The following is a 13,835-nucleotide window of genomic DNA, read 5'->3' on the forward strand; positions in this document are numbered from 1 at the left end:
CCTGCAAGTGGCCTTCCAGGCCTTCAAGAACGCCACGGCACAGGCGCCCCTCGAGGTGAAGGACGGCTTCACGCCCGAACAGCGCTTCTTCCTGGCCTATGCCGGTGTATGGGCCAACAACATCCGCCCCGAATACGTGCTGCAGATGACCAAGATTGACGTGCACTCGCTGGGCGAATGGCGTGTGAACGGCGCACTGCCGCACATCGGTGCCTGGTACGATGCCTTTGGCGTGACCGAGAAAGACCCGATGTTCGTGCCGCAGGCCGAGCGCGTCTCCATTTGGTAACATGGTTGACATAGCCCCCCCGTGCTTTTAAGAGTGTGGGCCGACGGCACACAGATAACACAGATTGGACGGATAACTACAGATTTATTTGTGGTTTACGATGTAGGGACGCACCACACGGTGCGTCCTTTTTTATCGTGTGTGTCGTTGGGAACGCGGTGCGCGTTTCGTGTAGGGGCGGGGTCGGCCCGCCCTGTATACATCCACGTTGTAGGGACGCACCCCGGTGCGTCCGCCCCGCACATGCAAACCGAACAAATGGCACACAGATGACACAGATTGGACGGATAACCACAGGTTGATAATTCGTTTATCTGTTTGCCATCGTTCATGAACCGCACGGCGTACATGCGGACGCACCGGGGTGCGTCCCTACAACGTGTAAGATTACGAGGTGCATTCGGGAGACGGTGAAAGGCTCCCTCCGTACTGTGGCAAAGGCTCCCTCCGTACATCGGCAAAGCCTCCCTTTGGAGTTGCTATACCGCACGGTATAAAAAACTATACCGTTCGGTATATGTAATTATACCGCACGGTATAAATAATTATACCGGGCGGTATACGAACTCCTAAAGGCTCCTTTGCGACACTGGCAAAGGAGCCTTTGAGATACTGACAAGGGGAGCGTTGCCGCTGTGCGGAGGGAAGCATGGGCGCTTTCCGCCCGTGGAGGAAGGTCAGGGGCGGAAGCCGATGCGCCTTCTGGGCGTTTCGGCGGCTTCGTCGGGCAGGGCGGCCTGCTCCACATCGGCCGCTTCGATGTTCCGGTAGAGCTCGGGGCGCTCGGCTTCGGACAGGGCAAGCACGCGCCGGGCCATGGCGGGCAGCAGGCGTTGCCCGATGAGCTGCTCCATCCAGCGGGCGTTGCTGAAGCGGGCGTCCTTGTGCAGCAGCGTCTCCTCGACGAGGCGCCGCAGGGCCTGTCCGGCTTCCGCCGTGAGGCGGTAGGCCTTGCGCTCCAGCAGGTTGCGGGCCATCTGCATCAGCTCGTCGGCCGTGTAGTCGGCAAAGTGGAGGCGGTGCTGGAAGCGTCCCTCCAGTCCCTGGTTGGCCTGCATCATGCGCTGCATGCCCTGCTCGTAGCCGGCCATGATGACCACCATGTCGGGGTTCTTGCGGGCCAGCACGGGCAGCAGGCACTCGATGGCGCGGTGGCCGTAGTCCTTGCGGTCGTCGGTGTCGGTGCAGAGCGTGTAGGCTTCGTCAATGAAGAGCACGTTGCCCCGCGCCTTCTCCAGCAGCGCCTGCATGTTCTGCTCGGTCTCGCCGATGTAGCGGCCCACGATGCTCCCGCGGTCGGCCGTGACGACCTCTCCCTTGGACAGGATGCCCAGCGAGCGGAAGATGCGCCCCATCATCTCGGCCACGGTGGTCTTGCCCGTGCCCGGGTTGCCGCAGAAGAGCATGTGGTGGCGGTTGTCCTCCTCGGCGGGGAGGCCCAGGCGGCTGCGCAGGCGGTCGAAGCGCGACTTCAGGAAGATGTCGCCCAGGCTCCGCTTGATGGCCTCCAGCCCCACCATGGCGTCCAGCCCGGCCATGCACTGCGCGAAGCCGTCTTCCGGCGTGCGGTCGATGACGGTGAAGTCGATGTCCCCGTCGCAGACGGTGGTGAGCAGCTCCTGGTCCGGCTGTGCGTTTCCGCCTTGCAGAATGCGCTGCTGGAAGCGCGGCAGGATGCCGCGGCGTACGAAGTCGTCGGCCCGCCGGCGGTCCCATCCGTCGGGCAGGCTGCCGGCGGGCGTGCCGCAGAAGAAGGCGGCCAGCCGTGCCTCGGCGGGGTGGGAGAGGACGAGCTTCTCGCGGGCCAGGCTCTGCTGGATGGTCCACACGGCCTCGTCGGGCGCGGCGCCCTCCACCTCGAGGCGGTTCTCTTCGGGGAAGAAGGCGGCCAGTTCGGGCGCGGCTTCCTGCAGGGCGCTGGTTTCCGCGGGCGTTCCGACGAGGATGAGCGACCACTCCTCGGCGCCGTTGCGCAGCTTGCCGGTGAGCAGGGTGCGCATCATGCGCCCGTAGGCGTGGTTGACCAGCACGTCGAGCCCGGTGAGGACAACGGTCTTCTCTCCGCAGTCGGCCAGTTCCAAGAGGAGGTCGCTGCAGACCTCCTCCTCCGCCTTGCCGGCCACCAGCTGGCGGGCGTCAATCTGTACGGCGGCTCCCCGCTGGTTCACCTCCAGCAGGCTGGTGACGTCCCAGGCCAGGTCTTTGCGCTGGCACAGGTCGGGGCCCGTCACCCAGTAGTGGGCGTTGTAGCCGATGGGGTCCATGCCGCTGGCGGCGCGCATGCGGTTGAGCGTGTTGCGGCGTCGCTGCTCCAGCAGGCGGCGCTTGCTGCGCCCGGTGCCGGGCAGCTCCCGGATGCGTTCCCACGCATGTCCGGCGACGAAGGAGAGGAGCTCGGCCTGGTACTCCACCTCGTAGGGCTGCAGCGTGTAGCCGCCGCAGCTGACGACGACGCCCTGGCGCAGCGTGAAGCCGAAGGCATAGAACGGCTGGCGGTTGTGGGTGAGGACCACGGTATAGTATCCGTCCAGCCAGATGAGGCCGGAGCGGACCGTTCCCTCCACGTGGCCCTCGCACCCCGCCGCGGGCACGGCAAGCCTCGTGCTGCCCATGGGCATGAGCTGGCGGGTGTAGCAGGTGGCGCGGTACTCGTCGCCGCTCCCGAAGCCCTTGCGGTGGGGGATTACGAGGCGCAGGCCGCCCGAGGTGCAGGCCGGTCCGTCTTCGGCGGGCATGGGCTCCCTCATGGCCATGACGGTCTGTATGGCCGGGTGCTGCAGCAGCTCGCCGTGCTTCACCACGCTGAAGTCCAGCCGCGTGTGGCCGCCCATCGGCTCGTAGCGCTCCGGCTCCTCGTCGGGCACGAGGTCGGCGAGGAGGAAGAAATAGCGTCCCGGGAGGACGGACAGGTCGAAGCGGAAGGTCAGGATGGCGTCGTAGGCCTCTTCGGTGACGTCGCCTACGGGTTCGCTCTCGCCCTCGCGGTAGAGCAGGACGCGGACGCCGGTGAAGGGGCGGTCCTCTCCCTGGCAGTGGATGCTGTCCAGCCTCAGGTGGAGGGCGGGGCACCCGACGGTGCGGGTGAGGTAGAGCCTGCGGTCCGTGACGGCCGTCTGCCCGCCGAGTTCCTGCCGGTTCCAGCCGAGGCTGAAGCCGTGGAAGTGGAGGGGTTCCGCGCCGTTGGCTGCGGGTACGAGGTAGGTGTGGCCGCCGTGGCGGCAGGGCTGGCAGGCGGGGGCGGCGTCGGCCGTCGGGGTTCCGTCTGTCTCTTCTTCTTGCGAACGGATGAACTCGTCAAGCAGTCGTTCAAACGTATCTTCTTCTGGTTCCTGAATAGGATTCTGGCTGTTGTTTTCAATCATGGCTTGTAAATGTTGGATGGGTGAATGAATCGGGTTCCGGAAATGCGGAATCCGGAGGAGTGAAAGGAGTCAAGGTCCGGTTAAGGTAGGGGCATGCCGGCCCCTTGCTTCATGCAGCGCGCGGGCCGCATGAATTGCCGGCGGGTGTCCAGTCTTTCAAAGAACACAACGACGCAACGGTTCCTGCAATGCTTCCGGCTGCTGCCTAAAGCCTCGCATGGAAGGCGACATGCTGTTGCTTTGAAAAACGGTATGTTAAGCTATGATTGAACATGTGTTCCGATGTCCGTATCTTACGGTTCTGCCGCAAAGATAGCGTTTTTTCCGGAACTGTGCACGTTTTGTCCTGATTTTTTTATACGTCCCCCTTCGGGCCGTCGGGGTTCCGTGCCGCTGCGGCAGGCTTTGCAGGCGGCTGTGTGCCAGCGGTTTGCGTCCCGTCCGGACGATGCCTGCACGGTGCGCGGACGATGCCTGCACGGTGTGCGGACGATGCCTGCACGGAGCGCGGACAATGCCTGCACGCTCCGGACGGGGCGCAGGCGGGATTCTCCGGGGGGAGGTCCGGTTTAATTATGCGTAATTAATTGCCTGCGTTTGTATGTCCTTACAACAAAATTTGTAACTTTGCGCCATTATAGGAATTTTTGCCGTTTTTCCAGAAACGGCCCCGCTGAATGGGAATTATATACGCGTATTAAAATAAATAAGTCATGTCTGAAACTAAAAGAATCAAAACAGCTCTGGTATCTGTTTACCACAAGGAAGGTTTGGATGAAATCATCACCAAGCTGCATGAAGAAGGTGTGGAGTTCTTGTCCACCGGAGGAACCCGCCAGTTTATCGAATCCCTGGGCTATCCCTGCAAGGCAGTGGAAGACCTCACCACTTATCCCTCCATCCTGGGTGGTCGCGTAAAGACACTGCATCCCAAAGTGTTCGGCGGCATTCTGTGCCGTCGCGGTCTGGAACAAGACATGCAGCAGATTGAGAAATATGAAATACCCGAAATAGACCTCGTTATCGTCGACCTGTATCCGTTCGAAGCCACGGTGGCCAGCGGCGCCGACGAGGCTGCCGTCATCGAGAAGATTGACATAGGCGGCATCTCGCTCATCCGTGCGGCTGCCAAGAACTACAACGACGTGGTCATCATCGCCTCGCAGGCACAGTACCAGCCCTTCCGCGACATGCTGATGGAGCACGGCGCCACCTCCTCCATCGAAGAGCGCCGCTGGTTTGCCAAGGAGGCCTTCGCCGTTTCTTCGCACTACGACTCGGCCATCTTCAACTACTTCGACGGCGAGGAGGGCAGCGCCTTCCGCTACGCGGCCGGCAACCAGAAGACCCTGCGCTACGGCGAGAACCCGCACCAGAAGGGCTACTTCTACGGCAACCTGGACGCCATGTTCGACCAGATTCACGGCAAGGAAATCTCCTACAACAACCTGCTGGACATCAATGCGGCCGTAGACCTCATCAACGAGTTCGGCGACGACATCACCTTCGCCATCCTGAAGCACAACAACGCCTGCGGCCTGGCCACGCGCCCCACGCTGCTCGAGGCCTGGAAGGACGCCCTGGCCGGCGACCCCGTATCGGCTTTCGGCGGAGTGCTTGTCACCAACGCCGTCATCAACAAGGAGACGGCCGAGGAAATCAACAAGATATTCTTCGAGGTCATCATCGCCCCCGACTACGACGTGGACGCCCTCGAGATACTGGGCCAGAAGAAGAACCGCATCATCCTGGTGCGCAAGCCCGTCGAGCTGCCCAAGAAGCAGTTCCGCTCGCTGCTGAACGGCGTGCTGGTACAGGACCGCGACCTGAAGATAGAGACGCCCGGGGAGTTGAAGGTGGTCACCACCAAGGCTCCTACCGCCCAGGAAATCGAAGACATGCTGTTTGCCAACAAGATTGTGAAGAACAGCAAGTCCAACGCCATCGTGCTGGCCAAGGGCAGGCAGCTGCTGGCCAGCGGCGTGGGTCAGACCAGCCGCGTAGACGCCCTGAAGCAGGCCATCGAGAAGGCCAAGAACTTCGGGTTCGACCTGCACGGAGCCGTCATGGCCAGCGACGCCTTCTTCCCCTTCCCCGACTGCGTGGAGATTGCCGGCAACGAAGGCGTGACAGCCGTCATCCAGCCGGGCGGAAGCATCAAGGACCAGCTGAGCTTTGACTACTGCAACGAGCACGGCATCGCGATGGTGACCACCGGCTTCCGTCACTTCAAGCACTAAAAACGATGGTTAATGGTTAATGGTAAATGGTTAATGACGGGTGGCCTGTTTCCGGCCGCCAAGGGTCATCCACCATTTACCGTTAGCCATTGCCGTTTGCTATTAATCATTAACCATTTATCATTAACCATTACAGAAAGATGGGATTTTTCTCTTTTACACAAGAAATAGCGATGGACCTCGGCACGGCCAACACCATCATCACCACAAACGGCAAAATTGTGGTGGACGAGCCTTCGGTGGTGGCTCTGGACCGCAGGACCGACAAAATGATAGCCGTGGGCGAAAAGGCAAAGCTGATGCACGAAAAGACCCACGACAACATACGCACCATACGCCCCCTGCGCGACGGCGTGATAGCCGACTTCTACGCCTGCGAGCAGATGATACGCGGACTCATCAAGATGGTGAACAACCGCCACCGCCTGTTCTCGCCCTCACTGCGCATGGTCATCGGGGTGCCTTCGGGCAGTACGGAGGTGGAGCTGCGTGCCGTGCGCGACTCGGCCGAACATGCCGGCGGACGCGACGTGTACCTCATCTTCGAGCCCATGGCTGCGGCCATCGGCATCGGCATTGACGTCGAGGCGCCCGAGGGCAACATGATTGTGGACATAGGCGGCGGCTCGACGGAGATTGCCGTCATCTCGCTGGGAGGCATCGTGTCCAACAACTCCATCCGCATTGCGGGCGACGACCTGACGGCCGACATCCAGGAGTACATGAGCCGCCAGCACAACGTCAAGGTGAGCGAACGCATGGCCGAACGAATCAAAATCAGCGTGGGAGCCGCCCTGACCGAACTGGGCGAGGATGCCCCCGAAGACTACATCGTACACGGCCCCAACCGCATCACGGCCCTGCCCATGGAAGTGCCCGTGTGCTACCAGGAAGTGGCCCACTGCCTGGAGAAGTCCATCTCGAAGATAGAGACCGCCATCCTGAGCGCGCTGGAGAACACACCGCCCGAACTCTATGCCGACATCGTACACAACGGCATCTACCTGGCCGGCGGCGGCGCCCTGCTGCGCGGACTGGACAAACGGTTGACAGACAAGATAAACATCCCGTTCCACATTGCCGAAGACCCGCTCCACGCGGTAGCCAAGGGAACGGGCGTAGCGCTGAAGAACGTAGACCGCTTCTCGTTCCTGATGAGATAAATCGTGAATTAGTGAATGGATAATTGGTAATGGCTCATTATCAACTATCCATTGTTTCCCTTTTTAAATTGTTATTGAAGCCGTGCGGAATCTGCTGAACTTTCTCATCAAATACAATTACTGGTTCCTCTTCCTTTTGCTGGAGGTAGCCAGTTTTGTTTTGCTCTTCCGCTTCAACCGTTACCAGCAGAGTGTCTTCTTCACCTCGGCCAATGCCGTGGCGGGCAAGGTGTATGAGCTTTCGGGAGGACTCAGCTCCTACTTCCACCTGAAGGCCGTGAACGAGGACCTACTGGACCGCAACATGTGGCTGGAGCAGCGGGTGGCCCTGCTGGAAAAGACCCTGCACGACCGGGGGATGGACTCCGTGCAGCTCTACAGCCTGCAGCGTACGGTGCCCGAAGACTATACGGTGATGAAGGCGGGCGTCATCAAGAATTCGCTGAACATGGCCGACAATTACATTACGCTGGACCGGGGACGTGACGCAGGCATCCGTCCCGACATGGGCGTGGTGGATGCCAACGGGGTGGTGGGCATTGTCTACAAGACTTCGGCCCATTATTCGCTGGTCATCCCGCTGCTCAACAGCAAGAGCAGCGTCAGTTGCAAGATTGTAGGAAGCGACTACTTCGGTTACCTGAAGTGGGAGGGGGGCGACTCGCGCTTCGCCTACCTGAAGGACCTGCCCCGCCATGCCGAGTTCAATCTGGGCGACACGGTGGTGACAAGCGGATATTCCACGGTGTTTCCGGCCGGGGTCATGGTGGGCACGGTGGACGACATGTCCGACTCTCACGACGGGCTTTCCTATCTGCTGAAAATCAAGCTGGCCACGGACTTTGGCAAGGTGAGCGACGTGCGCGTCATTGCCCGTACGGGACAGGACGAACAGAAGATGCTTGAAAAGGAAGAAGAAAACTGAGGTATGACAAAGCCATTGAAGGATAAGGATGTTGATAAACTATTTGCATAAATTGGGTTGGTTCGTCGGGCTGGTGTTGCTGCAGGCACTGGTGCTGAACAATGTACACATAGCCGGATATGCCACTCCGTTCCTGTATATCTATCTGATTCTGAAGTTCGAGTCGGATACACCCCGCAATGCGCTCATGTTGTGGGGCTTCTTCCTGGGCCTGGCCGTGGACGTGTTCTCAGACACGCCGGGCATGAATGCCGCGGCCACCGTGCTGCTGGCCTTTGTGCGGCCCTCGTTCCTGCGCCTGTTCGTTCCCCGCGACATGGTGGAAGGCTTCGTGCCGGCCGTGCGCGTCATGGGCATCGGCTCCTTTCTGAAGTATCTGGTGGCCTGTGTGCTGGTTCATCATGCCTTGCTGCTCACCGTGGAGTTCTTTTCGTTTGCCCATCTGGGTGCCCTCGCGTTGCGCATTGTGACAAGCACGCTGCTGACGGTGGCCTGCGTCATGGCTGTGGAAGGCATTCGGAAGAAGAAGAAATAGGAGGTGACGGACGGATGAAGAACTATGAGCTGGAGAAGAGAAAATATGTAATCGGATTGGTGACAGTGGTCATTGTCCTGATTTACATTGCACGCCTGTTCGACCTGCAGCTGCTGACGGACGACTACAAGCGGAACGCCGACAGCAACGCCTTCCTGAACAAGACGCAATACCCCTCGCGCGGTGCCATCTACGACCGCAACGGCAAGCTGCTGGTGTTCAACCAGCCGGCCTACGACATCACGTTTGTGCCCCGCGAGGTGGAACAGCTGGACACGCTGGACTTCTGCAACGCGTTGAACATCACCCTGGAGCAGTTCAACGAGCGCATGGCGGACGTGAGGAACCGGCGCCTGAACCCCGGCTACTCCAAGTACACCCACCAGACGTTCATGACGCAGCTCTCGGCCGAAGAGTGCGGCGTGTTTCAGGAGAAGCTGTTCAAGTTTCCCGGCTTCTACATCCAGCGCCGCACCATCCGCCAGTACACTTACAATGCGGCGGGACATGCGCTGGGCGACATCGGCGAGGTGTCCAAACGCGACATTGAGAAGGACAACTACTACGTCCGCGGCGACTACATCGGCACGCAGGGCATCGAGAAGTCCTACGAGAAATACCTGCGCGGCGAGAAGGGCGTGGAGGTGCTGCTGCGCGACGCCCACGGCCGCATCCAGGGGCACTACATGGACGGCAAGCTGGACCGCCCCTCGGTGCCCGGCAAGAACCTGACCCTGGGCATCGACATCGACCTGCAGATGCTGGGCGAACGGCTGATGAAGAACAAAATCGGCGCCATCGTGGCCATCGAGCCGGCAACGGGCGAAATCCTGTGCATGGTTTCCTCGCCCACGTTCGACCCTCACCTGATGATTGGCCGCCAGCGCGGAAAGAACCACCGCGAACTGCAACGGGACAAGAACAAGCCGCTGCTGAACCGCGCCATCATGGGTACGTATCCGCCCGGGTCTACCTTCAAGACGGCACAGGCGCTCACCTTCCTCCAGGAAGGAATCATCCACGAGGATTATCCGGCTTTCCCCTGCTCCCACGGTTTCAACTACGGCAGCCTGCACTTGGGCTGTCACGGGCATGCCTCGCCCCTGACGCTGATTCCGGCCATTGCCACATCGTGCAACTCGTATTTCTGCTGGGGACTGTTCCGCATGTTCGGCGACAAGAAGTACGGCTCGCCGCAGAACGCCATCACGGTGTGGAAGGACCACATGGTCTCGCAGGGATTCGGCTATCAGTTGGGAACGGACCTGCCCGGCGAGCAGCGCGGCCTGATTCCCAATGCCAAGTTCTACGACAGGGCTTACCGCGGTTCGTGGAACGGACTGACCGTCATCAGTATCTCCATCGGGCAGGGGGAAATCCTGGCTACGCCGTTGCAGATTGCCAACCTGGGGGCGACGATTGCCAACCGGGGCTACTTCATCACGCCGCACATTGTGAAAGAGATACAGGACAACGAACTGGACAGCATTTACCGTACCCCGCGCTATCCCACCATCGACAGGGTGTACTACGAGGAAGTGGTGAAGGGAATGCGTGCCGCCGTGACGGGTAGCACGGGCAGTGCCACCTGCCGCATGGTGGGCACCATCCTGCCCGGTGTGGAGGCCTGCGGCAAGACGGGTACGGCGCAGAACCCGCACGGCAAGGACCACTCGGTGTTCATGGGCTTTGCGCCTATGGACAATCCGAAGATTGCCATTGCCGTCTACGTGGAGAACGGTGGCTTCGGTGCCACCTACGGCGTGCCTATCGGGGCCATGATGATGGACCAGTACCTGCACGGGAAGCTGTCCCCCGAGAACGAAGTGCGGGCAGAAGAATTCAGTAACCGAGTGATAGTATATGATGACAAGGAGAGATAGTGTTTGGAAGTCTTTGGACTGGCTGACCATCGGGGTCTACCTGATGCTGATTGTGTTCGGATGGTTCAGTGTGTGCGGTGCGAGCTATGACTACGTGGACCGCGACTTTCTGGACTTCTCCACCCGTGCGGGCAAGCAGTTTGTCTGGATTATCTGCTCCTTCGGGCTGGGGTTTGTCCTGCTGATGCTGGACGATACGGTGTACGACACGTTTGCCTACCTCATCTATGCGGGGTTGCTGGTGCTGCTCATTGTCACCATCTTCATTGCCCCCGATACGAAGGGTTCCCGTTCGTGGCTCATTCTGGGGCCTGTCAGCCTGCAGCCCGCCGAGTTTGCCAAGTTTGCCACGGCGCTGGCGCTGGCCAAGTTCATGAATGCCTATTCCTTCACGATGCACAGCTGGCGGAACGTCTTCATCATGCTTTTCCTGATACTGTTCCCCATGCTCCTGATTATCATGCAGCGCGAGACGGGTTCGGCGTTGGTCTATCTGGCCTTCTTTCTGGTGCTTTATCGGGAAGGGATGCCCGGCTCCATCCTGTTTGCGGGACTGTGTGCCGTCATCTATTTCGTAGTGGGCATCCGCTTCGACGGGGTGTTCATTGCCGACACGCCGACACCGGTGGGCGAGTTTGCCGTGCTGCTGATGGTGCTGCTGTTTGCGGGCGGCATGGTGTGGGTGTACAAGAAGAAATGGGAGCCTGTGAGGAACATCATCGGCGGTTCGCTGGGCGTGTTGCTGGTGGCCTATCTCGTTTCCGAATACCTCGTTCCTTTCAATCTGGTGTGGGTGCAGTGGGTGCTGTGTGTGCTTGCGGTGGTCTATCTGCTCTTTCTGGCCCTGCGCGAACGTCAGTGGACCTATCTGCTCACGGCATTGTTTGCCATTGGTTCCGTGGCTTTCCTCTATTCCAGCGACTATTTCTTCAACAAGGTGCTGGAACCCCATCAACAGATACGTATCAAGGTGGTGCTGGGCATGGAGGAGGACTTGGCCGGTGCGGGCTATAACGTCAACCAGTCCAAGATTGCCATCGGTTCCGGCGGCCTGACGGGGAAAGGCTTCCTGAACGGCACGCAGACCAAGCTGAAGTATGTGCCCGAGCAGGATACGGACTTTATCTTCTGTACCGTGGGCGAAGAGGAGGGCTTCGTGGGCTCGGTGGCAGTGCTGCTGCTTTTCCTTATCCTGATACTCCGCCTGATTGCTTTGGCCGAGCGCCAGCCGTCCGCATTCGGGCGGGTGTACGGCTATTCGGTGCTCAGCATCTTCCTTTTCCATCTGTTCATCAATATCGGTATGGTGTTGGGCCTGACACCGGTCATCGGGATACCGCTTCCGTTCTTCAGCTACGGGGGGTCTTCGTTGTGGGGATTCACCATCCTGCTGTTCATTTTCCTGCGGATAGACGCAGGCCGTGGCAGGTATCTGGTGTAGTCAGTCCGTAGGCTCCAGTCTGATTCCTACATCGCTGATGCCGGACAGCGACGGGACCGCAAAGGCATGGGTGATTTTGAAGCGATAGTTTCCGGGCCTTCCTATCCGTATGCTTCCGGCAGGGAAGTCTGCCAGATATAGTCCTCCCCAGCCTTTTCCTTTCCACTTCCCCTTTTCGTCGGACAAGGTCAGACGCAGGGTGTCTGTGGGCAGTTGGCTGTTTTCGGGCCCTTCGCACCCGATGGTCAGGTTCAGGTTCTGGTAGGGATAGTCGCTCTTGTGCCTAATTTCTACGGATAGTTTATAGTAGGTCTGCGAATCGGGTACGGCAACGTCGTAGAACAAGGTGTCTTCCTGTTTCCATCCTTCGGGCGGCAAGGGCCGGAAGGCATGGTAAACGGTGTGTTTGTCGCATGCGGTCAGGATGCATGCGACAAACAGCAGCAGCGCCCCTTTCGGGAGGAGGAAAGCCTTATTCCTGAGCCGTCTTTTCATTGTTGTTCGGTTTTTCGGCGGGTTGGGGTTTGGGGCGGTTGTTGCGCTGGTTGTTCTTCCGTCCGTTGCGCTGTTCTTGTCCGGCGGCTTCTTCGCCCTGGCCTTGGGTCTGCTGTGCCCGGCGGGGCTGTTGCTCATTCTGGGTCTGCTGTTCCCGTTTGGGCTGTCGGGCACGTTGCTGTTCACCGCCGTTCTGCTTGGGCGGTTCCTGCTTGCGCTTGTTCGCTTCCTTGGCGGGTTTCGGCTGCTGTTCTTTGCCTTGCTCCTTGTTGGGCTGCTGCTCCTGGGCTTGAGGCGCCGCGTTTTGTCCGTTTCCTTGCGGGCGGTTGGCATTGGCTTTTTTCTTTTTCTTGCTTCGGCCGTTGCCGCCGGTTTCCTTGTTCTCGCCGTCGCCTTTGCCTTTGCGGTTGCGGTCGAAACGGGTCACGCTTTCCTGTTCCAGCAGGTCGGCAGACTTTTTGCTTTCCGTATGTTGGGTTTCTTCAGTCAGGCTTTCCGGTTTGATGCCCCGTTTGTTCATGCCGATAATCTCGAAGGCACGCCGTCCGCTGATGGTGACCAGGTTGGCGGGGATGGTCTTGTCCGTTGAGTAGGTGACCTGGTTGCTCAGGATGTCTGCCTTGAAGAAGTAGAATACGCCGTCCTTGGTCTCCAGCTCGATTTCCTTGGAAGGCAGGCGCTTCTGTGCCTCCACGTAGCAGTCCACTTCGTAGTTGAGGCAGCACTTCAGCTTGGCGCACTGTCCGGCCAGTTTCTGCGGGTTGAGCGAGATGTCCTGAAAGCGTGCGGCGCTGGTGGATACCGAAACGAAGGAGGTCATCCACGTGGCGCAGCAAAGCTCGCGGCCGCACGGGCCGATGCCTCCAATGCGTCCTGCTTCCTGGCGGGCGCCTATCTGCTTCATTTCGATGCGTACACGGAATACCTCGGCCAGCACTTTGATGAGTTGGCGGAAGTCTACCCGCTCGTCGGCAATGTAGTAGAAGATGGCCTTGTTGCCGTCTCCCTGATATTCCACGTCGCCGATTTTCATTTCGAGCTTCAGGTCAAGGGCAATCTGGCGGGCACGGATCATGGTGCTGTGTTCGCGTGCCTTTGCCTCGTTGTACTTCTCCATGTCGACCGGCTTTGCCTTGCGGTAGATGCGCTTGATGTCGGCTTCCGACCGTATGTTGGCTTTCCGCATTTGCAGGGGGACGAGTCGTCCGGTCAGCGTCACCACTCCGATGTCGTGTCCGGGTGCGGCCTCCACTGCCACGATGTCTCCTTTTTCCAGCGGAATCTTGTTGCTGTTGCGGTAATATCCTTTCCGGGTATTCTTGAACTGTATTTCCACATATTCGCTTTCTTCGGCGTTTCCGGGGATGTCTGCCAGCCAGTCGTAAGTGTTCAGCTGTTTGTCCTGTCTGCCGCAGCTCCTGCGGCAGAGGCTCCCGTTTCCGTTATGTAGTTTGAAATCCGTCATTGTTATTGTTTCTTTATTTATAGTGAGATGATTGGGT

The 13,835-nt window shown here is 59.4% G+C and carries 10 protein-coding genes; 7 read left to right on the plus strand and 3 right to left on the minus strand.

The genetic code is table 11. The features are described from left to right. Positions 1-289 (plus strand): M13-type metalloendopeptidase (locus tag Q1Y74_RS00005; RefSeq protein WP_300811635.1); only part of this gene is annotated, 289 nt, incomplete at its 5' end. Positions 290-966: 677 nt separating this feature from the next. Here Q1Y74_RS00005 and Q1Y74_RS00010 read toward each other — a convergent pair. Next, positions 967-3,651 carry an AAA family ATPase gene (locus Q1Y74_RS00010; RefSeq protein ID WP_300811636.1) on the minus strand — a complete coding sequence of 895 codons (2,685 nt, stop codon included), beginning with the start codon at positions 3,649-3,651 and terminating at the stop codon, positions 967-969. A 713-nt stretch (positions 3,652-4,364) separates the two neighbouring features. Between Q1Y74_RS00010 and purH the strand changes: the two genes are divergently transcribed. From purH to rodA, 6 genes are all read left to right on the plus strand, one after another. Beyond that, complete coding sequence (gene purH / locus Q1Y74_RS00015; RefSeq protein WP_300811637.1) at positions 4,365-5,891, plus strand: bifunctional phosphoribosylaminoimidazolecarboxamide formyltransferase/IMP cyclohydrolase; 1,527 nt, start codon at positions 4,365-4,367, stop codon at positions 5,889-5,891. Between the two features lie 140 nt (positions 5,892-6,031). Further along, positions 6,032-7,054: a rod shape-determining protein gene (locus Q1Y74_RS00020; protein ID WP_300811638.1), complete on the plus strand. Its 1,023-nt coding sequence runs from the start codon at positions 6,032-6,034 to the stop codon at positions 7,052-7,054. An 82-nt stretch (positions 7,055-7,136) separates the two neighbouring features. Further along, complete coding sequence (gene mreC, locus Q1Y74_RS00025) at positions 7,137-7,979, plus strand: rod shape-determining protein MreC (protein WP_300811639.1); 843 nt, start codon at positions 7,137-7,139, stop codon at positions 7,977-7,979. 28 nt (positions 7,980-8,007) lie between these two features. Then, complete coding sequence (gene mreD, locus Q1Y74_RS00030; RefSeq protein WP_300811640.1) at positions 8,008-8,514, plus strand: rod shape-determining protein MreD; 507 nt, start codon at positions 8,008-8,010, stop codon at positions 8,512-8,514. Positions 8,515-8,528: 14 nt separating this feature from the next. Further along, complete coding sequence (gene mrdA, locus Q1Y74_RS00035) at positions 8,529-10,397, plus strand: penicillin-binding protein 2 (RefSeq protein WP_300811641.1); 1,869 nt, start codon at positions 8,529-8,531, stop codon at positions 10,395-10,397. Further along, positions 10,378-11,838: a rod shape-determining protein RodA gene (gene rodA / locus Q1Y74_RS00040; protein ID WP_300811642.1), complete on the plus strand. Its 1,461-nt coding sequence runs from the start codon at positions 10,378-10,380 to the stop codon at positions 11,836-11,838. Before mrdA ends, rodA begins: the two co-directional genes overlap by 20 nt. Here the strand turns inward: rodA and Q1Y74_RS00045 are convergent, their stop codons facing one another. After that, complete coding sequence (locus Q1Y74_RS00045; protein WP_300811643.1) at positions 11,839-12,333, minus strand: gliding motility lipoprotein GldH; 495 nt, start codon at positions 12,331-12,333, stop codon at positions 11,839-11,841. It abuts the gene before it with no gap. After that, complete coding sequence (ricT, locus tag Q1Y74_RS00050; protein WP_300811644.1) at positions 12,311-13,798, minus strand: regulatory iron-sulfur-containing complex subunit RicT; 1,488 nt, start codon at positions 13,796-13,798, stop codon at positions 12,311-12,313. Before ricT ends, Q1Y74_RS00045 begins: the two co-directional genes overlap by 23 nt. Positions 13,799-13,835 lie beyond the last annotated feature (37 nt).

The organism is uncultured Bacteroides sp., assembly GCF_949298305.1.
Lineage (GTDB): Bacteria > Bacteroidota > Bacteroidia > Bacteroidales > Bacteroidaceae > Bacteroides.